We start from the raw sequence: 22888 nt of genomic DNA, 5'->3' as shown, positions 1-22888 counted from the left end.
AGGTTCTGATCCTACTACTCCCTTAATATGTGTTTTAAAGTTGTTAACTTTAATTAAGAACATGGAGGCTTTAGAGTGGCAATTCCTCTGTTAACATATGACCCTTCAAGTCAAAACCAGCGTGTAGCTGCATATGAAGTACCGGGTGATGAACAGCCCAGGATTTTTACTACAGACAACATACTGTCCCCGTCAGATTTAGATGTTCTGATCGAAGCAGCATATCGTCAGATTTTCTTTCATGCCTTTGCTGCCGATCGCGAAACATTCCTAGAGTCCCAACTCCGTAATGGACAAATTACAGTCCGGGACTTTATTCGTGGGTTGTTGCTTTCTAATACCTTTAAGAAAAGCTTCTACGACCTCAACAATAATTATCGCTTTGTTGAGCAAGTAATCCAGCGCGTTTTGGGACGCGACCCATACAGTGAGCGGGAAAAAATTGCTTGGTCAATTGTAGTTGCTACCAAGGGTATTAGAGGCTTTGTTGATGAAGTGCTCAACACTGAAGAGTACCTGAGCAATTTTGGATACTCCACAGTGCCTTATCAGCGCCGTCGCATACTGCCATCCCGCGCTGAGGGTGAGTTGCCATTCAACATCAAATCTCCGCGATACGAAGATTACCACCGTGCCAAACTGGGTTTCCCCCAAATCATTTGGCAGGTCGAAGTCCGCAGATTTATCCCACAAGAACAAAAGCCCAAGGCAGGCGATCCGGCTCAATTCTTGTCTATGGCACAAAGTGTCAATGCTGTTGGCAATCCACCACAAAGGATCTCGTCATTCAACATCGATATCGAAAAGTCTGTACCTTATCGCCAGCTGGCTGGAATTAAGTAACGATTTTTGGTCTGCGGCTAGCTAATACATCGATTTGATCATTTTATAGCGTGCATAAGTCTTGGGTTATGTAGGAGTTTCATTTAGGTATAACTAGTGGAACAGACTCTATCCCATGTCTAATGCACGCTAGTCGTTTGTTTTACGGTGCAGTTCGTCTTTTTAACATCTCCAAAAGTTTTGTAAAGTGGCTGGGAGGGTTTGCTGTCACCTCAATCAACTCTCCAGATACAGGATGCTGCAATTTTAGTCGCCAAGCGTGCAGTGCTTGACCGGGCAGATTTACGCCCACTGAATGACCAGAACTATAAACTGGGTCGCCGACAATGGGATGACCCATTTTGGCACTGTGGACGCGGATTTGATGGGTGCGTCCAGTTTCTAGTTGAAAGTGGATTAAAGTGAAGTTACCGAGGCGTTCTAGTACTTGCCAATGAGTGACTGCGGCTCGTCCGCCTTGTTCAACAGGCATAATAGCCATTTTTTTGCGGTCTTGTGGATGGCGACCAATAGGCAAGTCAATTGTGCCACTTTCAACTTTTGGCGCACCGTAAACCACGCCCAAGTATTCTCTCCGTGCGGTTTTAGCTTTGAGTTGCGCTTGTAGGTGATGATGGGCAACTTCTGTTTTAGCGATCGCGATCGCTCCTGTTGTATCCTTATCCAATCGATGGACGATTCCCGGACGTTGGACTCCCCCAATCCCTGGTAAATTGGGGCAATGTGCCAATAGGGCATTTACCAAAGTGCCATCTGGATGGCCGGGTGCAGGGTGGACAACTAAGCCTGCGGGTTTGTTAAGAATGAGTAACTGATCGTCTTCGTAGAGAATATCTAAGGGGATATCTTCTGCTAGCAGTTCTAAAGGTTGCGCTTCTGGTATTTCGAGAGTGATGCGATCGCCTAGCCTAACATTGATCTTTTTGGATATACAAACTTTGCCATTAAGTTGGACATTACCCTGTTCGATTAACTGTTGGATGCGGGAACGGGATAAATCTGGTAATTCTTGGGAAAGGTAACGGTCAAGGCGATCATTGCCTTTAGTGTTGACGCAGTGTATCGTATCCCTGAAGGGAAGTAAGCTAGACGCTGCATCCTCCAGTGGAGTTGACAAGCGATCGCTATTTTCTTGGATTTGTAAATTAAATTCGGTCACAATTGCTCTGGATTATTAATTCCCCATTCTTTAAGTAAAGCGCGGAATCATTTTAGTTGGGCTTCTAAACTTATCTAAGTCAATTAATACAGCATAATTCAGGAGTCAAACAGGCTTTATATCTTACTTGTGTACTGAACCAAACTGAAATCTGCTGTAAAGTTTACTAGAATCTTCGCGCCATTCGCGTAGCGTTAGCGAATCCTTGACTATCTGACTCGCTAAAATCCTCTATCCTTCTTAGGTCACCCTTTGGGCGTTTGCGTAGCCTACCGCAAACTATTGATGTAGATTTTATGTGGTAACTAGCAATTCCCTCAACAAATATAGGATTTTTAGTGATATTTCTGTAACATTTTGCTCATATAATTTACGATTATGAGATAATTTCCTACTATTGTTTTACACAAAGTAAATTACTGAATATTCGTATGCCGCAAGTATCAATCCCTAGTGTGGAGTTACCAATTCATCTCTGTGCTAAAACAATTGCTCGACGTTTAATAGTTATAGTTATCAGTCTCACTTTTGCAGGTGTCTTAAGTAGCTATTTTTGGCTCTCAGAGTTTACTTTCCCATCTAGCAAATGGTTTTACGAACTATTTAGCCTTGATAGAGAATTGAATATTCCTGCTTGGTATTCTGCATTCTCTCTATTATTTTGTTCGGGATTACTTAAAGCAATTTCTGTTATTAAGAGGAAAGACAGCTATTCCTCTTACTGGAAAACCCTATATTTTATATTTGTATATTTGAGTTTGGATGAAGCATTTAGTTTTCACGAAATTTTGATCATACCGTCAGTACGGCAAGCGCTTAACCTCAATCCTATATTTTTCCAAACCTGGGTTATTCCTGGTGCAATTTTAGTAGCAGTTTTTGTATTTAAATATCTAAAATTTTGGCTCGATCTACCTCATAAAACTCGGTATTTATTTTTTATTGCCGCAGTTGTTTATGTGAGTGGAACATTAGGTATGGAAATGATCGGTGGGCTTTTGATAGAATATTTTGGTCGTCGCAGTTTCATAACATCAACAGGTATAGTTATTGAAGAGTTTTTAGAAATGATAGGAATTGTGATTTTTATTTATGCATTGATAACTTACCTTGGCAGCTTGAAAAAAAATATTAAATTGAAAATATATATATCTGAGAAATAAATTCATACATGGCAATAAGGGACAGGCGATTTTAATTGGTACAAAAAATATCGCAAATCATCCGCTTATTGTATACAGCATCATTCATGGTTAAAATACAGGTAAAACATCAATTTTATCGGCTAGGGAAAAAGAGTTTACAATTATATAAAAATTTGCCACTACACCAACTCAATACCCATCTCTTATCTGCAAATCTAACAATAACACCTGTATAAGCTCACTATACCTTAATAGGTTCATCTGGATAAAATTGAAGACATAGATTATTTGCTTTGTGGCTATTAGGATATATAGATATCCTAATTTCTAATTTACCTTTCTGCCAGTTTTTTCCACTTTGAAGAACCTGACACTCTTTGACAGCATGTAGTTGAAATTCGCTAACTGGAATGGACTCGTCACGAGCAGGAATGCTGCCAAATAAATTACCAACTGATACATCAGAGATTTGAGCTTTATAGCTGCAAATTTTCTGATGCCATTTATTTGCAATTTCTCGTATGACTAGCTCTCTTAATTTACTTACTTTAAAAGTATCTTTATTAAAAAAAATGACATCATCTTCACACTCTAAAGAAATGAATTCGTTTTCCATATCAATGTCTATACTGTCAACTCAGAGTTGGCAATACTTGTTTTTTTATTTTACATTCAACATGAAATTATAATGTAAGATTATTATTCTAAATCTAGTAAATATACTGAAGATAAAATATAAAAAATATTAAGCGATCGCTTTACAACATTATTCTTTAATATCTCACCCCCAGACACAGATTTTTTCTGTGAGCCTTTACGCCTTCGCGCGAGTTAATCATTCTATAAATTAGGTGGAATACAAACATCCGGCGCACATAATCCAATAAATTCCAGCGTTGTCACTTCAAGAGTATTTAAATCTACGCGGCGGATGGCGTGGTTATTGGTATCACTAATATATAGATATGAATTCATAGCACTCAATCCCGAAGGTTCAAAAAACCGAGTTTTTTTACCCTGGCCATTTTGTAAACCAGCAGAACCATCTCCTAAAACTGTTTGACAATTCCCTGTACTGGGACTCACTAATTTAATTTTGTGATTGTAACTATCTGCCACCCACAGAAAATCCTGAACATATTCCACTCCTAAGCAGTGTTGTAAACGGACATCTTCACCTTGTCCATCTACATCACCAAAACCAAATAAACCCCCATTACCACAAACAGTTCTCACTTGGTAAGGTTCTACAATTCCAACACCACGAATTGAGCTAACTTCACTGTCAGCAATATATAGTTCATTCCCATCGGTGCTGATACCGCTAGGTTGGGCAAAGGCAGATTCGGTAAGTGAACCATCAACGCAAGCTTCTGCACCAGTACCAGCATAAGTTTTGATAATGCTATTTTCTAAGTCCATTTGCCAAATTTGATGCGGCCCAGCCATTGCTATAAACAAAGTATTTCCCACTTTCACTAAATCCCAAGGGGAATTCAGCGCGGTTTCTAAACCAGCACCGCCATGAGGACGAATATTGCGGCTTTGTTCACCAGTTCCGGCGAGAGTTTCCACTAACTGACGCTTGAGATCAACTCGCCGTAGAGCATGATTTTCTGTATCAGCAACATAAAGAATTTGATTTTCGCCATCAAATGCCATTCCCTGTGGTGCAAAAAATTGCGCTACGTTAAAAGCACCATCGGTTAAACCAGATTTTCCAGTACCAATCAAGTGCAGAATTTCGCCGTCGAAGCTACTCATAATCAGGCGATGATGTCCAGAGTCAGCAATGAATAAACCCGTTGGAGTAGCTAAAACTTTACCAGGAAAAGCTAGGGGTGTGATTAATGGTTGGCGCTGTTTTTCTAAAGTCAAGCTGAGTTCTTGGAAATTAATTGTGCCTTTCTCTTGGTGTTGTTGAATTAACTTTTGAATCAATTCGTCTAAAGCGTCACGGTTTCCTTCACCAGAAATCTGACCAATCACGTAACCTTCTGGATCAATAATTATTAATGTAGGCCAAGCACGCACAGCATACTCTTCCCAAACTCGAAAATTGCTGTCAACTAAAACTGGGTGTTCAATGTCGTAGCGCAGGATAGCTTGACGAATGTTTTCTGTTTCCTTTTCGTTGTCAAACTTGGCGGAGTGGATACCGATAACAGTGAGGCTATCTTTATATTTCTGTTCTAAATATTTCAGGTTTGGCAAAATATGCAGACAATTGATACAGCAGTATGTCCAAAAGTCTAAAATTACGACTCTACCCCTGAGTTGTTTAAGAGACAAAGGTTTTTCTGTATTGAGCCAACAATAATTTTGCGGTAATTCTGGCGATCTGACACGGGGAATCATACTAATTTGTAATTCGTAATTCAGAAATGCAAGCATTATGCTTATTAACTATACGTAATTTAACGTGGCTATATCTGTTGTGAAAGGACTTGAAAAATTAACATTATCCTCTTGGATACAACAAGCTAAAACTAAAGCTGAACAAGGACAAGTTGCCGATCGCATTCCGCAATTGGCTAAAGCTTATCCTGGTTGGTTTGCAGTTCACATCTGCTGTGAATCGGGGAAAAGTATCAGCCTTGGGGATACCCTTTGTGTATTCCCATTAATGAGTACCATTAAGCCATTTTTCTTACTTTATCTGCTAGAACATTTTGGCGCAGAAACGGTTTTTGGGTGGGTTGGGGTGGAGCCATCCGATGCACCATTCAATTCTTTAGAGCAGTTGGTTGCCGATCGCGGCCGTCCCCGCAATCCGATGGTTAATAGTGGAGCAATTACTCTCGCTGATAAATTACCGGGAAAGGACGCTAGCCAACGCACTCTTTTATTTTGTCAATGGCTCAACCAATTAGCAGGTTGCCAACTATATTTAGATGAGGTAATGCTGGCTTCAGTGCGATTAACACGCTCAACAGCCAATCAAGCGATCGCAAACTATCTTGCCCAAACAGGTCATCTAGAAAATCTGGAAACAGCACTTGACACCTACGAGCAAATATGCTGTTTGTCTGGGCGAGTGGAAGATTTAGCTCTGTTAGGAAAACTCCTAGCTATTGAAAATAGCTATTTAAAATCACAAAACCGCCGGATTGTCAACGCGGTGATGTCAACTTGTGGGTTATATGAAGCTTCTGCCCAGTTTGCAGTCAGGATTGGTCTGCCAATGAAATCAGGGATTGGTGGTGGACTTATAACAATAGTACCAAGTGAGGGGGCGATCGCTTGCTACAGTCCCGCCTTGGATACGGTAGGAAATCCGGTAGCAGGGCTTGCTTTTGTTGAGGCTTTATCGCAAAAGTTAGAGTTGAGCATTTTCGGATAAATGCTGCTTTTGAATCGGAAGAGAAATGATAAATTCTGTACCACTACCCACCTCAGATTTACAGATTAGTTGTCCTCCGTGTTTCTCGACTACAATCTGATGACTAATCGAAAGTCCCATACCAGTACCAACACCTCTGGGCTTGGTAGTGAAGAACGTCTCAAAAATTCTTTCTTGAACATCAGAGGGAATACCAGAACCATTATCAGTAATGCGGACAACTACCCAGTTTTTATCTTGAAGTTCAGTAGCGATCGCAATTCGTGGGTTGTCTTGAGGATTGTGCTCTTCCTCCAATGCATCAAGCGCATTGTTGATAATATTCATGAACACTTGATAAAGTGAGCTATAAAAACCTTCAATACTAGGAATCTCGCCGTAGAAGCGCTCAATTGTAATGCCTTTTTTGATCCGATTATTGAGGATGAGTAGCGTACTATCCAGGCATTCATGTAGATTGACTGCATGTGCTTCTGCTTCATCCAGCCGGGAGAAGTTTTTCAAGCTCAAGACAATTTGCCGCACGCGATCGGCACCAAACTTTATCGATCAATTGTATGACAGCAACATCGCCGGAAACTGCCTGAAAATTTGAACCTTGAGTTTGGGAAGCCATAGTAATCCTAAGTAAGAAATAAAAGCCATCCTTACTTAGAATTCCCTAGTTGTTGTGCAAAAGTAAAAATTTTGCAACTTTTTGCTCGCGATAGTAAACGAGTTATTTCACTTCTGGTTTTTCCAGTAACGGTGTTGATTCAGGAGTTGGTGTTACCTCTGGTTTAGTTTCTGCTGGTGGCACACTTGTTTCAGGTGCAGGAGACTCAATAATCTCTGGCAGCGTCGATGGCAAACTAGGAGATGGTGCAATTGGTGCTTGTGGGGTAGTCATCTTGCCTGCTCGACGGTTGAAATAACTGCCCAATCTAGATTTTGTTGCTTGAGGGGCAACTTTTTCGGGTAACGGCGTTGATTCAGGAGTTGGCATTACCTCTGGCTGCGGTTCTGGTGTTGGCGTAATTATTTCAGGTGCAGGAGACTCAATTATTTCTGGCAGCGTCGATGGCAAGCTAGGAGATGGTGCAACTGGTGCTTGTGGAGTGGGGACTTTACCAGCCCGACGGTTGAAAAATCCGCCCAATCGAGGTTTTGTTGTTTGAGGGGCAACTTTTTCAGGTAACGGTGTTGATTCAGGTGTTGGTGTTACCTCTGGCTGCGGTTCTGGTATGGGAGACTCAATTATTTCTGATGGTGTCGGGGACAAGATGGGAGATGGTACAACCGTTGGAACTTCCAATTTTGGTTGTTCTGGCTCTTCTGGTTTGCTTGGCTGTGTTTTGAATTCTTTTGGAATTTCAGTTTCAGGAATGGGCTGTTTTTCTACCTTCGGTTGTATCTGGGGTGTTTTTTCAACAGACGGCGTGGGTGTAGGTGTGAGTCTATAATTCTGGTCTACAACGGGGCGCGCCTCATCTGCTGTGAGTTCTCCTCTCACAATTCTCGACAAAGTGTCTTTACCCTTTGGCTGGTAGTCAATTAGTCTGACTGTGGTATTAAAGGCATTTTTGACAGGATTTCCCTGATTATCAAGAAATTCCAGTTTTACCCAGTTTTTACCAGGTTGGAAACCTTTAAGATAAACTGCTTGCCAGCGATCGAAAATAAAGCTTTCACCATTAATTGTGGAGCGGATGCGCCAATCACTGAATTCGTCGTTAGCGTTTTCCTTCCCAACGAGGTGCAGGGGAGCGTTAGTTAGATAAAAGTCCAGCAAGATTGGTTCAGCTCCGTAGCTGCTTTGAGGACGGCTGTAAGTTAGCAGGGGTAACTTGGGATCTGGGTTGTTGTCGGCGGTTTTGGTGAAGACGTGAAATGTTGTCTGGGCATAAGCGCCTTCATTCTTAAAGCTTTCATGCCAAGGACGAGAGGCAAAGACGCGCAGGGTATGAGTACCTGGAGACAAGTCTGGCAAAACCAAGGGCTGATTCAGGTCGTAAACAGGTATATAAGGTTGGTTATCCAGAATTACATGTAGATGGGGCCCCAGTTGTAATTGTGGATCTTTAAATATTGGTAGATCCTTAACCTGAAAACTGGCAGTGGCTTTGTTATCTTGGAGAACTTCATCAGCTTGTGGAGTAACAATTGTCACTTGCGGCTGATAAACTTCCAAAATTGTCCGCAGTTCTTGGATAACAGATGGTGGGGAAACTTCCGAAAATTGCTTTGAAATTTGAGAAATCTGTGGAGATTTTTCTTTATAGCCAATAGATACTTCCTGGCTACCAGCTTTCTCGCCACAGCTGGTCAAGTTTAATACCAGCACCAATGTTATTACCCACCTGAGAATCGGGAACCTCTCAGGGAGGAGCTTCTCTAACACCTTTTTCTGCCACAAGTTCATGCGTTGCACCCAGTGATAGTCTTCGACAATCGACAGATTATTTTGGCTCAAACTGTCCATAGGGAACAATAGCCCAAAAGGTTAAATCTGCCTCACATCCCATAAGTTTTCCTGTGTCTGTCTCAATAAATTTTCAAATAAGTCATATTCTTTACAGCTTTTTACTTACAACAATGGAAATATGACACAAATGTTCATGAGTAATAGCAGCAAAAGCTGGAACATCGGCTGTATACAACCAAACCATAAATTTTACAAATTGTTATTCTTTGTAAATTAAATGGAGAATCTATTGACTTTTGGACAAAAACTTTGAAGTTAAAAGGCAGATCAGGCAGGAATTCCAGCAATATTTCAGCAAGTTTGAATTATTGTTAAAATATCTCCAACAATGTACAAGTGAAGACTCTATAATTCAACGAGAAACAACTATCCACATAGGTCTTCATCGCGGCTTCAGTAAAATTCTGGAATTTGCGGTAATGGTTAACTTTGTGGTATTCATGATTCCTCATTCCTTATCAAGAGAGGAGGTCGAATGACAATAAGTCCTCCGGAGCGAGAGGAAAAAAAGGCAAGAGTAATCGTCGACAAAGACCCAGTACCTACCTCTTTCGAGAGATGGGCCCAACCTGGACACTTTGACAGATCCTTAGCCAGAGGTCCCAAAACCACCACATGGATTTGGAACCTGCACGCACTCGCCCATGATTTTGATACACATACAAGCGATTTAGAAGACATATCCCGGAAGATATTCTCAGCCCACTTCGGCCACTTAGCCGTAGTGATGGTTTGGTTGAGCGGGATGATTTTCCACGGCGCGAAGTTTTCTAACTACGAAGCTTGGCTAAGCGACCCGTTGAACGTTAAGCCTAGTGCTCAAGTTGTTTGGCCCATTGTGGGACAAGACATTTTAAATGGTGATGTTGGCGGTGGTTTCCACGGTATTCAAATCACCTCCGGTTTGTTCCAAGTATGGCGCGGCTGGGGTATCACAAACTCCTTCCAGCTTTATGTGACTGCGATCGGTGGCTTGGTATTAGCAGGCTTATTCCTATTTGCCGGCTGGTTCCACTACCACAAACGCGCTCCCAAACTGGAATGGTTCCAGAATGTGGAGTCAATGCTGAATCACCACTTGCAAATATTGCTAGGTTGTGGTTCCTTGGGATGGGCAGGTCACATAATCCACGTATCCGCACCGACCAACAAGCTTTTGGATGCAGGCGTTGCTCTCAAAGACATACCCTTGCCCCACGAGTTCATCTTGAACAAAGACTTGTTGACCGAGCTGTATCCCAGCTTTGCTGCTGGTTTAGCACCTTTCTTCACCTTGAACTGGGGTCAGTATGCTGACTTCCTGACCTTCAAGGGCGGTCTAAACCCGGTAACAGGCGGCTTGTGGATGACTGACATTGCTCATCACCACTTAGCGATCGCAGTTCTCTTTATTATTGCTGGTCACCAGTACCGTACCAACTGGGGTATTGGTCACAGCATTAAAGAGATCCTAGAAAACCACAAAGGCCCTTTCACTGGTGAAGGTCACAAAGGTCTCTACGAAAACCTGACCACATCTTGGCACGCTCAGTTGGCTACTAACCTAGCCTTCTTGGGTTCGCTGACCATCATCATCGCGCATCACATGTACGCGATGCCCCCCTATCCATATTTGGCAACTGACTACGCTACGCAGTTGTGCATATTCACTCACCATATTTGGATCGGTGGCTTCTTGATTGTTGGTGGAGCGGCTCACGCTGCTATCTTCATGGTGCGTGATTACGATCCAGTTGTGAACCAAAACAACTTGCTGGATCGGGTAATTCGTCACCGTGACGCGATTATTTCTCACCTGAACTGGGTGTGTATTTTCCTCGGCTTCCACAGCTTTGGACTTTACATCCACAACGACACAATGCGTGCATTGGGTCGTCCTCAAGACTTGTTCTCTGATACAGGGATTCAATTGCAGCCAGTATTTGCCCAGTGGATACAAAATATCCACGCCTTGGCTCCTGGTACAACTGCACCCAATGCCCTAGAACCAGTTAGCTATGTCTTTGGCGGCGGTATTTTGGCAGTTGGCGGTAAAGTGGCAGCAGCACCCATTGCTTTGGGTACAGCGGACTTCCTAATTCACCACATTCACGCCTTCACCATTCACGTCACCGTCCTAATTCTGCTCAAAGGTGTGCTATACGCCCGTAGCTCTCGTCTGATTCCAGACAAAGCAAACCTGGGCTTCCGCTTCCCCTGCGACGGTCCTGGTCGTGGCGGTACCTGTCAAGTGTCTGGTTGGGATCACGTATTCCTCGGACTCTTCTGGATGTACAACTCCCTGTCTATTGTAATTTTCCACTTCAGTTGGAAGATGCAATCAGATGTTTGGGGAACCGTAGATGCAGATGGTACTGTGACTCACATCACTGGTGGTAACTTTGCCCAAAGCGCCATCACCATCAACGGTTGGTTGCGAGACTTCTTGTGGGCACAAGCTACACAAGTCATCAATTCCTATGGCAGCGCGCTATCTGCCTATGGTCTACTCTTCTTAGGCGCTCACTTTGTCTGGGCATTCAGCTTGATGTTCCTGTTCAGTGGTCGCGGCTACTGGCAAGAACTGATTGAGTCCATTGTTTGGGCGCATAACAAACTGAAGGTAGCACCAGCAATTCAGCCTCGCGCTCTGAGCATTATTCAGGGTCGGGCTGTAGGGGTAGCTCACTACCTCTTGGGAGGAATTGCCACAACTTGGGCATTCTTCCATGCACACATCCTTTCAGTAGGGTAGCAATCAGCAAAATTTTGGGTTTTGGATTTTAGATTTTAGATTTAATCCAAAATCCAAAATCTGAAATCCGAAATTGAACTGATACTTGATGGCTAAAGGTCAGAGGATTTATTAAACCTATGGCGACAAAATTTCCGAAATTTAGCCAGGATCTCGCACAGGACCCGACTACTCGTCGGATATGGTATGCGATCGCTACAGGCAACGACTTTGAAACCCATGATGGCATGACGGAAGAAAATCTTTACCAAAAGATTTTCGCAACTCACTTCGGTCACTTGGCAATCATCTTCCTGTGGGCATCCAGCCTCCTGTTCCACGTAGCCTGGCAAGGTAACTTTGAACAGTGGATTAAAGATCCCCTTCACATCCGTCCCATCGCCCATGCGATTTGGGACCCCCACTTTGGTAAACCAGCAATCGAAGCTTTTACCCAAGCTGGCGCTAGTAATCCGGTAAACATTACCTACTCTGGTCTCTACCACTGGTGGTATACCATCGGTATGCGCAATAACAGTGAACTGTACACAGGTTCAGTGTTCCTGTTATTGTTCGCGGCCGTACTCTTGTTTGCTGGCTGGCTGCACTTGCAACCCAAGTACCGTCCTAGCTTGGCATGGTTTAAGAGCGCTGAACATCGCCTAAACCACCACTTAGCAGGTTTGTTTGGTGTTAGTTCATTGGCTTGGGCTGGTCACTTAATTCACGTTGCTGTACCCGAAGCTCGCGGTCAGCACGTAGGTTGGGATAACTTCCTCAACACCCCACCCCACCCAGCCGGTTTGACACCATTCTTTACAGGCAACTGGGGTGTTTACGCTCAAAACCCTGACACTCCTGGACATATCTTCGGGACATCGCAAGGTGCAGGAACTGCAATTCTGACTTTCTTAGGTGGTTTCCATCCCCAGACAGAAGCTTTGTGGCTGACTGACATAGCTCATCACCACCTAGCGATCGCAGTTTTATTCATCGTTGCTGGTCACATGTACCGGACAAACTTTGGGATTGGTCACAGTCTCAAAGAAGCCTTGAATGCTAAGAATTTCTTTGGCATTCCTGTTGAAGGTCCGTTTAACCTACCTCACCAAGGTATTTACGACACCTACAACAACTCCCTGCACTTCCAATTAGGTTGGCACTTAGCAGCGCTAGGTGTTGTTACTTCCCTGGTAGCGCAGCACATGTACTCCATGCCTTCCTACGCATTTATTGCAAAGGACTACACAACTCAGGCAGCGTTGTACACGCATCACCAGTATATTGCTGGATTCCTGATGCTTGGTGCTTTTGCTCACGGAGCAATCTTCTGGGTACGTGACTACGACCCAGAGCAAAATAAAGGCAACGTTCTTGAGCGCGTGCTGAAGCACAAAGAAGCGATTATTTCCCACCTTAGCTGGGTATCCCTTTTCTTGGGCTTCCACACCCTTGGTCTGTACGTACACAACGACGTAGTAGTTGCTTTCGGTACTCCTGAAAAGCAAATCTTGATTGAGCCAGTATTTGCTCAATTCGTCCAAGCGGCAAACGGTAAAGTACTGTACGGTTTAGATACATTGCTATCTAACCCTGATAGTATTGCTTACACAGCATGGCCCAACTACGCTAACGTTTGGCTTCCAGGCTGGTTAGATGCCATCAATGCTGGTACTAACTCCCTGTTCTTGACAATTGGCCCTGGCGACTTCTTGGTACACCATGCGATCGCTTTGGGTCTGCACACCACCACCTTGATCTTGGTCAAAGGTGCTTTGGATGCCCGTGGTTCTAAGCTGATGCCCGATAAAAAGGACTTCGGCTATGCCTTCCCTTGCGATGGCCCCGGTCGTGGCGGTACTTGCGACATCTCAGCTTGGGATTCCTTCTACCTCGCTACATTCTGGATGCTCAACACCCTTGGTTGGGTTACCTTCTACTGGCATTGGAAACATCTAGGTATTTGGCAAGGCAACGTAGCTCAGTTCAATGAGAACTCTACATACCTCATGGGCTGGTTCCGCGATTACCTCTGGGCTAACTCTGCTCAGTTGATTAACGGTTACAACCCCTATGGCGTGAATAACCTGTCTGTCTGGGCTTGGATGTTCCTGTTTGGACACCTAGTTTGGGCTACTGGCTTCATGTTCTTAATCTCCTGGAGAGGTTACTGGCAAGAGTTGATTGAAACCCTTGTTTGGGCACACGAACGCACTCCTCTGGCTAACCTAGTTCGCTGGAAAGACAAGCCCGTTGCTCTATCTATTGTTCAAGCTCGTGTAGTTGGTCTAGCTCACTTCACTGTTGGCTACATCGTGACTTATGCTGCATTCTTGATTGCTTCTACTGCTGGTAAGTTCGGTTAATTCGGCTGCTAGTTTTGTAGATAAGTAAGTAGATAAGTAATAAAATTCCCCTGCCGCAAGGTGGGGGATTTTTTCTGAAATCAATTTTGTAGCTGCATGAGGTTAGGGATATAGACGGAACATTCGGAATATTAGAGATTTCTTTTCACCCAGACAGGTATGAGAAGGATCAAGAAAAGGATGCTTGGTTTAAATCAGGAATTCTCTGCGTTGAACACTACCCTGCAAAGAAATGCTATAACCAACCAAGGGCAGCAGTAGAAGAATTTTTGAGCTTTCTGTCTAAACATAAAAGGTAGACTGCGATCGCCTAAAATGAACTTTAATTACAATTCACTATAGGAGCTATCAGGTGTCCCTTCCCGAAATTACTCAAAAGCTATTAGCCGCGAAACAAGAAAAAAAACTAAGTTTTGCCGATTTGGAAAAAGTTCTCGGACGTGATGAAGTATGGATTGCTACTTTATTCTATCGGCAAGCTAGTGCTTCCGAGGAAGAAGCTAAGTTACTAGTTGAAGCATTGGGGTTAGATGCTACTTATATTAAAGAGTTGACTGAATATCCTGTAAAAGGATTAGGCCCAGTAGTACCAACTGACCCATTGATTTATCGTTTCTACGAGATTATGCAAGTTTATGGTTTCCCCATTAAGGAAGTCATTCAAGAAAAGTTTGGTGACGGGATTATGAGTGCCATTGACTTTACTTTAGATATAGAAAAAGAAGAAGACCCCAAAGGCGATCGCGTTAAAATCATTATGTCTGGTAAATTTTTACCATACAAAAAGTGGTAGTGTTTCAGTCTTAGTTATTTCAGGAGTATATTCTCATCCACATGGATTACAAAGTTAATATACTCCCCTGCGTTACTTTGCGCTTCCCTCCGTGTCCCTTTGCGTTAAAAAATAACTTTTAAAATTAAATAATTGGACAATACCAAAACAAGTTATAAATATAAAAAATGAAATAATTTTATCACTCTTGCAAGAAGAACCAGTAATACCACCAAAAGAAATAATTTTTAATCCCTATTATACCCAGCAGAACGGAGCCGCATATTTAGGTGATAGCCTTAAACTTATTAAATTCATTGATGATAATAGTATTAATTTAATTATCACATCACCTCCATTTGCTCTGACACGAAAAAAAGAATACGGTAACGAAACTGCTGAAAAATATATTGAGTGGTTTCTACCTTTTGCCTATGAATTTAAAAGAGTACTGGCAGATAATGGTTCATTCGTACTAGATTTAGGTGGCGCTTACCTTCCTGGCAATCCCGTGCGGAGTATCTACCAATACGAACTTTTAGTTAGATTATGCAAAGAAGTAGGTTTCTTTCTTGCTCAGGAATTTTACCACTATAATCCGGCTCGACTGCCAACCCCTGCTGAGTGGGTAACAATCAGGCGGATTCGTGTGAAAGACTCAGTAAATACAGTTTGGTGGTTGTCTAAAACACCGAATCCTAAAGCAGATAACAGAAAAGTTTTAAAGCCCTATAGCCAAAGTATGAAGCAATTACTCAAAAATGGTTATAAGGCTAAAATACGTCCTAGCGGACATGATATTTCTGATAAATTCCAAAAGGATAACCAGGGTGCAATTCCGCCAAATCTACTAGAAATTGCTAATACTGAATCTAATAGCGCTTATTTACGACGCTGCAAAATAGCAGAAATGAGACCCCATCCAGCACGTTTTCCGCAAGGGTTCGCCGAGTTCTTCATCAAATTCTTAACTGATGAAGGTGATCTGGTATTAGATCCATTTGCAGGTTCTAATACAACGGGTTTTGTTGCTGAGACTCTGCAACGCCAATGGATATCGTTTGAAATTAATGAGAATTATGTAATGGGAAGTCGTTATCGATTTAGCCAATAACCAAATTAAGTGAGGAGTCAGGAGTCAGGAGTTAAAATTTATAACTCATAACTACTCAATTAAATTTCTCCATTCACCTGCATTTGATGAACTTGATCTGCTAGCTCTTGACGACCTTGATCATCTAGTTTGTCAATAGCTAACATCCCCATGAGAATAACTTCTTTCAGGGTCAAACGTGTAGAATGTGCCTGCTTTTGCACAATCTCCTTAATAATGGGACTGACACCAATCGCTGTACTAGCTCTAGCCACGGAAGAAAAGGAAAACATTAATGATTCAGCCTAAATCTTAGCACTTTCAATGAGGTTATTCTATAGAGGTAAAACTTAATTTAAATGTGTTTCAACTCATACTTCAATGAGTAAACATACATTTTAAATTACGTGTAGTGAGTTATGAAATTCTCGGTATGGCAAACCTAATGCTTGCTCTTTGAGGACACACCGTCGTATGATATCAATATTATAAACAGTTAAACTTTTGCCTATTCCTCTATAATTTCCACTAAATCTTCAATCCTCACATCAAAAGTGCGAGCTAATTTGTGGATAGCAGTAAAGTCAACTGTCGTCATACCAGGACGACGCGCATAACTTCTAACTGTGCTGTAAATTACCCCAGAACGGTCAGAAACTTCTTTTAGTGTCCATCCTTTCTCTTCTGCTAATTCTCGAATTTTTAATCTGACTAATCCCATATTTGATAAATGATGCATTTGCATCGCTAAATTTCATATGAGAAATTAAAAAGCGTAGACATGTTCGCTCAGCGTCTTGTAGAGAAACGGCTTGTCGTCAGACATCGCTTCTCTGTCTAGTAAACTCTCATGCGATCGCTACACTTTTCCTAAGATATGGAAACCTGAAAACAAATGCTTATTCACCATACTAGCAACATTAAAAGCAAAAACCTCTGTCCTGAGATACTCAAAAATCACCCATTAATCGCTGAGTTTGCAAACACTTATAATATTTGTGACAACTGAGTTATAGAAACTGGTCAGCTGATGAAAAAAGTGCTTTCAGTAGAAGTATTCTCACAAATAAGATTTGTATACTACCGGAAAAACCGTAATTTAAAGAGATCGTAAATTGTCAAATATAATCTCGTAAACACGCTTTACAGAACTACACAGTTTAAATAAGAATAATAACTTAACCGAAGTAAAATTTTCCTGAATACAGGCAACTAATGCTGTCATAGGGAAAAGCAGTGAGTAGAGGAGAGACAAAGCGATGAAGGACCCTTATCTGTTGGCAGCAGGCTTGTTAACAGGATTGGCAATACCAGCATCGGCTCTCCCACATCTGTCTATTGTCCTGCCAGAAAATTCTAGATTCCTGTGGGATTTAAAACAGGGTTCGCAGGCAATAGTCAGTACAAAAATTATCAATAGCGTTGATCTCTCCTTACCAGAACTCAGCGGTCAAGTGTTGCAACCCCTAAAAAGTTTGCAGCCAACAGTAGGTGAGAAAAACGTCACTAGCGTACCAGAATTCAGCAGTCAGGGATTACCAGCCACAACAGAGTCATCACTCAACCCCAGTGCCCAAGCAGCTGGTGTCTCACTAACATCTGGCAATCAACTTTACTACCAAAGATTGGCGGCTCTGAAAACAGGTCAGATTTATACACGCGTAGATAGTGATAATTTGCAATCATTGTGGGAGTCGATCAAGAAACGTCAACTAACTTATGATGACTGGAAAAGTTTATTAGCTTTAGAAGCTAGAGCGATCGCTCAAGGTCAAGGTGCAAATCATCTGAGTATCTTAGTTGGTGATTCTTTGAGCATGTGGTTTCCTAGAGAAAAACTTCCTGCTGGAAAATTATGGCTCAATCAAGGCATATCTGGAGATACTTCCAGTGGCGTTTTAAAAAGATTGGGGGCATTTTCGACAACGCGGCCGAATGTGATTTACGTTATGGCTGGGATTAACGACTTACGAAAAGGCGCTAGTGATGACACAATTGTGCGTAATTATCGCCGGATTGTCCGTCGTTTACGGCAGACTCACCCAAAAGCTCAAATCATTGTCCAATCAATTTTGCCTACTCGCCTAGCAAAGCTTTCCAATAGCCGCATTCGTCACATCAACACACAACTAACCCAGATTGCCAAACAAGAAGGAGCTAATTATCTAAATATTTATAGCTGGTTTACGGATATGGAAGGAAATTTGCGTCCAGAGTTAACCACAGATGGGTTGCACCTGTCTCAAGAAGGTTATGATGTGTGGCGCTCGGCACTACAGCAGATAGAGTACAAGCTGACTCAGCGTGAAAATTGAGCGATCGCTTCTCCAGAAAACGCTACACCAATGCCGACGCTTAAAGCGATGTCTACGACGGGCTGCGCCTACACAATTTTAAATTTTTTATGGAAGTTACTGACAACGATGCCATCACTATACGTTCTCTAATTGAACGCCAATTGGCAGCCTTTAACAAGGATGATGCCCAAGGCGCTTTTGCCTTCGCCAGTCCGGCAATTCAGGCGCAATTTGGAAGCCCAGAAAATTTTATACAGATGGTAAAAATAAGCTACCCAGCAGTATACCGTCCTCGTTCTGTCTTTTTTGAGAAGATAACAACCATCCAGGGGAACATAACTCAGCCAGTGCTACTACTAGCTCCTGATGGAGTTCCCTTTAGAGCTTTATATTTTATGGAAAAACAGCCAGAGAATACCTGGAAGATTAACGGTTGCTTTCTAGTTTCCGTAGAAAGTAAAGAAGTATAAATTATATCTTCATACAACCAAAATTTTATAATTTAACGCTCAAGGCTTCCCGATTCAAAACCTGATTTAACTTACCGCTGCGATAACCTTCTAAATCCAGGGTTACGTAAAGAAATCCGAAATCCTGAAATGCAGAAACTACTTTCTGTAAATCCGTAGTTAACACAAACTCTTTAATTTGTTCTGATGCCAATTCAATGCGTGCTGTATCTCCTTCTGATCGCACGCGCAAATTCTGCCAACCTAGCTTTCGCAGGAAAATTTCTGCTCTACCAACTCGTTGCAACTTAGCTACAGTAATCTCTTCACCATAAGGAAACCGCGAACTGAGACAAGGTTGAGCGGGTTTGTCCCACCAAGGTAAACCGAGTTGTTGCGAAAGTTGGCGAACTTCAACTTTGGTGACACCCACTTCTGCTAAAGGCGATCGCGCACCTCTTTCTTTCGCCGCCTGAATTCCTGGGCGATAATCATGCAAATCATCAGCATTTACCCCATCCACTACATAGGGATAACCCAACTCTAAAGCTAAAGGTTTGAGAGTGTCGTGCAACTCACTTTTACAAAAATAACAGCGGTTAACAGGGTTAGAAGTGTAATTGGGATTTTCCATCTCGTGAGTCTGGACGATTTTATGAGGAATCCCAATCGTTGCGGCTTGAATTTTGGCATCTTCCAACTCTTCTGGCAAAAGCGAAGGAGAAACAGCCGTGACAGCTAGAGCGCGATCGCCCAACGCATCATAAGCAATTTTGGCAACCAAAGTGCTATCAACGCCCCCAGAGTAGGCAATCAACGCCTGCTCCATTTCTTGAAATAAAGCTCTTAATTGCTCAAATTTTTTTGTCAGCATCATTTCCCAATCCTGCCCAAACCCAATAGCACCTAACAAATTCTATTCTAGTCATTTGTTATAGGGCATTGCGAAAGAGGCACAATGGTGCAGAGGAGAGGGATTTTCCTTGTGTTCTTTGCTCACCCTCATCTTCCTGCTTCCCCTACTATTGGTGGTTTGCTGTATTTAGCTATCAGACTGGCTAAAAGTGGCAAATCAATCGGTTTAGAAATATAGTCATCCACTCCAGCTGCTAGACAAGTTTCGCGATCGCCTTTCATTGCCATTGCTGTTTGGGCAATTACCGGAATTGTCCGATATTGCTGATTTTCTCGCAGTTGTTGCACCAAATTAAGACCATTTCCATCTGCTAGATAAACATCCATTAAAATCACCACTGGGTCTAACTGTGTTAGAGCTTCCCACATCTCGCTAGCATTCTTAACCCAAGTGACCTGATATCCCAATTTCTGTAGATAAATTTGCATCAAATTAGCGTTGGGTAAGTCATTTTCTACCAGCAAAATGTCTACAGAAGAACTAGGGGTGAAAGGCAAAGGAGATGAGAAGTATTTTGGTTCCTCATCTCCCTTATCTTCCCTCACTGCCACCTCTTGCTTAAGGGGAAGTACGAGGGTAAAACGGGAGCCACGATCTACTTCAGATTCCACTTTCACAGAACCACCGTGAATTTGGGCGAGTTTCCGAGTCACGGCTAAACCCAAACCAGTACCTTCAGCACCAGCAGCGACAGCCTTGGCAATTTGGAAATAGGGTTCAAACAGTTGAGCCTGGTCTTCTTGGGAAATGCCAGTGCCAGTATCCCAAACTGTAAAATGCACAAATACACCTTTAGGAGCAACTTTTAAGCCAACACTTCCTTTGCTGGTGAACTTTAAGGCATTGAAGAGTAAATTCAACAGCATTTGCTTGAGTCGTAAGGGATCGGCTACTAGGGTTGTAATATCGGGTTCAAGTTCTAGGCACAGTTTCAAACCTTTATTAGCGGCTTTCTCTTTCACTAGTGCGAAAACATTGCTACACAGCAGTGGCACATCAACTGTTTCCCACTGCACTTCCAGCTGGTTTGCTTCAATTTTGGAGAGATCCAAAATATCGTTAATCAGAGCTAGCAAGTGCTTGCCGCTAGATTGAATGATATTTAAATACTCTTGCTGGCGTTCTTTACTTGGTTCGTACCCTTGGGCTAAAAGCAGGTGGGTAAACCCAATAATAGAACTAAGAGGTGTACGAATTTCGTGGCTGGTGTTTGCCAGAAACTGATTTTTGAGTTGATTAGTGCGCTCCAATTCTTGATTAGAGTTATTTAACTGTTGATACCGTTGCTGCCAAGACAGGATCTGTCTAAGTTGTACCAAGGCTCTAGTACAGTGTTTAGCAGACCTTGCCATCAATTGTGATCTGAGTTGAGCTTGTGATTTTATGAGCGACTCACGATCTGAGTTTAGGGGTGCTGCGGCGATAATTAGCCAGCCCATGACGTTGCCAGAATCATCAGCTAACCGCCAAGCGCTCGGTATTTGTTGATTCTCAAGCTGCTGTAAATCTTCGAGTTCTATAACCTCTTGCAGTCTCAACAGCAGCTTTTTTTCTGCTGTCAGCAATTCTAGAAATAAAGGTTGTGATTTTGGGGATAGAGAACAAGAAACATAGCAAACTGTGGCAACAGTTTCTTGTGGTTGAAACAGAGCGATGCCTACGGCACAATCTGTAAACGCCAAATTACTGCTGTGCACAGCACTGTTAATCTCATTGACCACCGTTTGGAGAATTTCTGCTTCTGCGGCTCCTGCCTGTGGGACAGTGTTACAAGCAGAAAGCAGGCAATCATTAAGGTGACTTTGCAACTGGTTCAAGCTGCTCTCCAGCCACAACTTGGCGCGAAGTTGCTGAATTGTTGTCAAAAGTTTTGGCGTTGCATCTATCTGTGAGTTCTGGTCTGGTAAGCTTGAGTACTGCTGCATGGTCAACTAGACCGCTGAACAAGTTTAGCTTCGCATAAAAATCCGAAAAGGATTCTATGTATATTAGCGGACAATTCTTTTTTATTTATAAACCATAACTTATGTTGTTATAAACCATAACTTATGATGTTGAATTTAGCAGCAATTCCAAAAAAATTATTATATAAACCACTGACCTAAAATTTGTTAAAGCAACTTAAGGCTTATGGATACACAATTCGCCCAACTAATCGTTAACGGGATTGCGGTGGGGAGCATTATTGCTCTAGCAGCAGTCGGACTCACTCTTACCTACGGGATTCTACGGCTATCTAACTTTGCTCATGGTGACTTTCTAACTTTAGGAGCCTATCTGACCTGGCTGATAAACACTATTGGAGTCAATATTTGGCTGTCGATGATCCTGGCAGCGGCGGGAACAGTAGCAGCAATGCTGTTATCGGAAAAGTTACTGTGGTCAAAGATGCGCTCTATCCGTGCTACTTCCACTACGCTGATTATTATTTCTATCGGACTTGCCTTATTTCTTCGTAACGGCATTATTTTTATCTGGGGTGGCAAGAACCAAAATTATAATCTACCTGTTACGCCAGCTTTAGACATCTTTGGTTTAAAAGTCCCGCAAAATCAATTATTGGTATTGGGTTTGGCGGTGCTAGCAATTTTGGCGCTCCATTACCTGCTGCAAAATACCAAAATTGGTAAGGCGATGCGAGCAGTTGCTGACGATCTAGACCTAGCCAGGGTTTCAGGTATCAATGTTGACCGAGTAATTTTCTGGACTTGGCTAATTGCTGGCACTCTTACCTCATTGGGCGGCAGTATGTATGGGTTAATTACAGCCGTGCGTCCAAACATGGGATGGTTCTTAATTTTACCATTGTTTGCCTCGGTAATTCTTGGTGGGATTGGCAACCCTTACGGTGCGATCGCAGCAGCTTTTATTATTGGCATCGTTCAGGAAGTCAGCACCCCTTGGCTGGGTTCACAGTATAAACAGGGTGTAGCACTGTTAATCATGATTTTGGTGCTGCTCATTCGTCCCAAAGGTTTATTCAAAGGAACGATTTGAGCAGCACCATTCCACTTCTAACTATTCAATAATGTGGAAATAGTAGGCTGCCACCAAAAAATTGATAGCTAACAATAACACTGCCCAAGCTGTGCGATAGGCGTAGGGAGGTTTAGCTCCACTGTCGGCAACTGGGGAATTCTTCGTTTTAGCAGTCATAATGCGATTCTCCTAATGTCAGGACTTTTTAAGAAATACCAAACTGGTGTACCAAATACCCAAATTCTTTAAGAATATTTGTGTGAAGTTGGGAATTGGGAAGAGGCAGGGGGCAGGGAGCAGGGAGAAGAGGGGAAAGAGGTAATTTTTATTCTCCCCCTTCCCCCCTGCC

General features: G+C 42.6%; 20 protein-coding genes. 10 read left to right on the top strand and 10 right to left on the bottom strand.

What is annotated here, in order from left to right:
- The first annotated feature begins 75 nt into the window (after positions 1-75).
- Positions 76-843: a phycobilisome rod-core linker polypeptide gene (locus F8R90_RS26585; RefSeq protein ID WP_196513163.1), complete on the top strand. Its 768-nt coding sequence runs from the start codon at positions 76-78 to the stop codon at positions 841-843.
- 142 nt (positions 844-985) lie between these two features.
- Here the strand turns inward: F8R90_RS26585 and F8R90_RS26580 are convergent, their stop codons facing one another.
- The gene (locus tag F8R90_RS26580) at positions 986-2002 is read right to left on the bottom strand and encodes an RluA family pseudouridine synthase (RefSeq protein ID WP_442946764.1); all 1017 of its coding nucleotides are present in this window, start codon (positions 2000-2002) and stop codon (positions 986-988) included.
- A gap of 431 nt (positions 2003-2433) precedes the next feature.
- On the opposite strand from F8R90_RS26580, the gene F8R90_RS26575 reads away from it, so the two are divergent.
- Positions 2434-3165 carry a hypothetical protein gene (locus tag F8R90_RS26575; protein ID WP_196513162.1) on the top strand — a complete coding sequence of 244 codons (732 nt, stop codon included), beginning with the start codon at positions 2434-2436 and terminating at the stop codon, positions 3163-3165.
- Positions 3166-3388: 223 nt separating this feature from the next.
- On the opposite strand, the gene F8R90_RS26570 is transcribed toward F8R90_RS26575, so the two are convergent.
- Positions 3389-3763 (bottom strand): KGK domain-containing protein, encoded by a 375-nt coding sequence (locus tag F8R90_RS26570; RefSeq protein WP_196513161.1) that lies wholly within the window; start codon positions 3761-3763, stop codon positions 3389-3391.
- A gap of 224 nt (positions 3764-3987) precedes the next feature.
- On the bottom strand, positions 3988-5505 hold the full coding sequence (locus tag F8R90_RS26565; protein WP_196513186.1) for a thioredoxin-like domain-containing protein: 1518 nt from the start codon (positions 5503-5505) through the stop codon (positions 3988-3990).
- A 64-nt stretch (positions 5506-5569) separates the two neighbouring features.
- Between F8R90_RS26565 and glsA the strand changes: the two genes are divergently transcribed.
- The gene (gene glsA / locus F8R90_RS26560; RefSeq protein WP_442946763.1) at positions 5570-6490 is read left to right on the top strand and encodes a glutaminase A; all 921 of its coding nucleotides are present in this window, start codon (positions 5570-5572) and stop codon (positions 6488-6490) included.
- On the opposite strand, the gene F8R90_RS33165 is transcribed toward glsA, so the two are convergent.
- The gene (locus F8R90_RS33165; protein ID WP_331000721.1) at positions 6467-7015 is read right to left on the bottom strand and encodes a sensor histidine kinase; all 549 of its coding nucleotides are present in this window, start codon (positions 7013-7015) and stop codon (positions 6467-6469) included. The genes glsA and F8R90_RS33165 overlap by 24 nt on opposite strands.
- Positions 7016-7208: 193 nt before the next feature.
- Entirely contained in the window at positions 7209-8891 is a 1683-nt protein-coding gene (locus tag F8R90_RS26550; RefSeq protein ID WP_196513185.1) for a hypothetical protein, read from the bottom strand.
- A gap of 538 nt (positions 8892-9429) precedes the next feature.
- Here F8R90_RS26550 and psaA point away from each other — a divergent pair.
- The 4 genes from psaA to F8R90_RS26530 all read left to right on the top strand — a co-directional run bounded on the left by psaA (position 9430) and on the right by F8R90_RS26530 (position 15919).
- Positions 9430-11688 (top strand): photosystem I core protein PsaA, encoded by a 2259-nt coding sequence (gene psaA / locus F8R90_RS26545; RefSeq protein ID WP_190892749.1) that lies wholly within the window; start codon positions 9430-9432, stop codon positions 11686-11688.
- Between the two features lie 119 nt (positions 11689-11807).
- Positions 11808-14033, top strand: a complete 2226-nt coding sequence (psaB, locus tag F8R90_RS26540) for a photosystem I core protein PsaB (protein ID WP_190892751.1) — start codon at positions 11808-11810, stop codon at positions 14031-14033.
- 352 nt (positions 14034-14385) lie between these two features.
- Entirely contained in the window at positions 14386-14826 is a 441-nt protein-coding gene (gene cynS, locus F8R90_RS26535) for a cyanase (RefSeq protein WP_196513159.1), read from the top strand.
- 187 nt (positions 14827-15013) lie between these two features.
- Positions 15014-15919 (top strand): DNA-methyltransferase, encoded by a 906-nt coding sequence (locus tag F8R90_RS26530; RefSeq protein ID WP_196513158.1) that lies wholly within the window; start codon positions 15014-15016, stop codon positions 15917-15919.
- A gap of 59 nt (positions 15920-15978) precedes the next feature.
- On the opposite strand, the gene F8R90_RS26525 is transcribed toward F8R90_RS26530, so the two are convergent.
- Both F8R90_RS26525 and F8R90_RS26520 read right to left on the bottom strand, forming a co-directional pair.
- Positions 15979-16191 carry a hypothetical protein gene (locus tag F8R90_RS26525; protein WP_190728355.1) on the bottom strand — a complete coding sequence of 71 codons (213 nt, stop codon included), beginning with the start codon at positions 16189-16191 and terminating at the stop codon, positions 15979-15981.
- A 215-nt stretch (positions 16192-16406) separates the two neighbouring features.
- Entirely contained in the window at positions 16407-16619 is a 213-nt protein-coding gene (locus F8R90_RS26520; protein ID WP_190893017.1) for a helix-turn-helix domain-containing protein, read from the bottom strand.
- A gap of 538 nt (positions 16620-17157) precedes the next feature.
- On the opposite strand from F8R90_RS26520, the gene F8R90_RS26515 reads away from it, so the two are divergent.
- Positions 17158-18213, top strand: coding sequence for an SGNH/GDSL hydrolase family protein (locus F8R90_RS26515; RefSeq protein WP_196513157.1), 1056 nt, complete (start codon positions 17158-17160; stop codon positions 18211-18213).
- Positions 18214-18302: 89 nt separating this feature from the next.
- Positions 18303-18665: a DUF4864 domain-containing protein gene (locus tag F8R90_RS26510; protein WP_196513156.1), complete on the top strand. Its 363-nt coding sequence runs from the start codon at positions 18303-18305 to the stop codon at positions 18663-18665.
- A 25-nt stretch (positions 18666-18690) separates the two neighbouring features.
- Here the strand turns inward: F8R90_RS26510 and larE are convergent, their stop codons facing one another.
- Together larE and hrmK are read right to left on the bottom strand one after the other, a co-directional pair.
- The gene (larE, locus tag F8R90_RS26505) at positions 18691-19521 is read right to left on the bottom strand and encodes an ATP-dependent sacrificial sulfur transferase LarE (RefSeq protein WP_196513155.1); all 831 of its coding nucleotides are present in this window, start codon (positions 19519-19521) and stop codon (positions 18691-18693) included.
- Positions 19522-19646: 125 nt separating this feature from the next.
- Positions 19647-21485 (bottom strand): hybrid histidine kinase/response regulator HrmK, encoded by a 1839-nt coding sequence (gene hrmK, locus F8R90_RS26500; protein ID WP_196513154.1) that lies wholly within the window; start codon positions 21483-21485, stop codon positions 19647-19649.
- A 205-nt stretch (positions 21486-21690) separates the two neighbouring features.
- Here hrmK and F8R90_RS26495 point away from each other — a divergent pair, with 205 nt between their 5' ends.
- Positions 21691-22557 carry a branched-chain amino acid ABC transporter permease gene (locus tag F8R90_RS26495; protein WP_190892760.1) on the top strand — a complete coding sequence of 289 codons (867 nt, stop codon included), beginning with the start codon at positions 21691-21693 and terminating at the stop codon, positions 22555-22557.
- A 21-nt stretch (positions 22558-22578) separates the two neighbouring features.
- Here the strand turns inward: F8R90_RS26495 and F8R90_RS26490 are convergent, their stop codons facing one another.
- The gene (locus F8R90_RS26490) at positions 22579-22716 is read right to left on the bottom strand and encodes a photosystem I protein PsaX (RefSeq protein ID WP_190892762.1); all 138 of its coding nucleotides are present in this window, start codon (positions 22714-22716) and stop codon (positions 22579-22581) included.
- Positions 22717-22888: the final 172 nt, after the last annotated feature.

This window comes from Nostoc sp. NZL, assembly GCF_015714705.1.
GTDB classification, from domain to species: Bacteria; Cyanobacteriota; Cyanobacteriia; order Cyanobacteriales; family Nostocaceae; genus Nostoc; species Nostoc foliaceum_A.
This window is presented reverse-complemented; position numbering and strand designations above follow the sequence as displayed.

Excerpts from the sequence above, each read along its gene's own strand:
- larE (WP_196513155.1), bottom strand. The coding sequence starts at position 19,521 with ATGATGCTGACAAAAAAATTTGAGCAATTAAGAGCTTTATTTCAAGAA.
- psaA (WP_190892749.1), top strand. The coding sequence starts at position 9,430 with ATGACAATAAGTCCTCCGGAGCGAGAGGAAAAAAAGGCAAGAGTAATC.
- F8R90_RS26570 (WP_196513161.1), bottom strand. The coding sequence starts at position 3,763 with ATGGAAAACGAATTCATTTCTTTAGAGTGTGAAGATGATGTCATTTTT.
- F8R90_RS26550 (WP_196513185.1), bottom strand. The coding sequence starts at position 8,891 with ATGAACTTGTGGCAGAAAAAGGTGTTAGAGAAGCTCCTCCCTGAGAGG.
- F8R90_RS26495 (WP_190892760.1), top strand. The coding sequence starts at position 21,691 with ATGGATACACAATTCGCCCAACTAATCGTTAACGGGATTGCGGTGGGG.
- F8R90_RS26565 (WP_196513186.1), bottom strand. The coding sequence starts at position 5,505 with ATGATTCCCCGTGTCAGATCGCCAGAATTACCGCAAAATTATTGTTGG.
- F8R90_RS26575 (WP_196513162.1), top strand. The coding sequence starts at position 2,434 with ATGCCGCAAGTATCAATCCCTAGTGTGGAGTTACCAATTCATCTCTGT.
- F8R90_RS26525 (WP_190728355.1), bottom strand. The coding sequence starts at position 16,191 with ATGTTTTCCTTTTCTTCCGTGGCTAGAGCTAGTACAGCGATTGGTGTC.
- F8R90_RS26515 (WP_196513157.1), top strand. The coding sequence starts at position 17,158 with ATGAAGGACCCTTATCTGTTGGCAGCAGGCTTGTTAACAGGATTGGCA.
- F8R90_RS26490 (WP_190892762.1), bottom strand. The coding sequence starts at position 22,716 with ATGACTGCTAAAACGAAGAATTCCCCAGTTGCCGACAGTGGAGCTAAA.
- psaB (WP_190892751.1), top strand. The coding sequence starts at position 11,808 with ATGGCGACAAAATTTCCGAAATTTAGCCAGGATCTCGCACAGGACCCG.
- hrmK (WP_196513154.1), bottom strand. The coding sequence starts at position 21,485 with ATGCAGCAGTACTCAAGCTTACCAGACCAGAACTCACAGATAGATGCA.
- F8R90_RS26520 (WP_190893017.1), bottom strand. The coding sequence starts at position 16,619 with ATGGGATTAGTCAGATTAAAAATTCGAGAATTAGCAGAAGAGAAAGGA.
- F8R90_RS26510 (WP_196513156.1), top strand. The coding sequence starts at position 18,303 with ATGGAAGTTACTGACAACGATGCCATCACTATACGTTCTCTAATTGAA.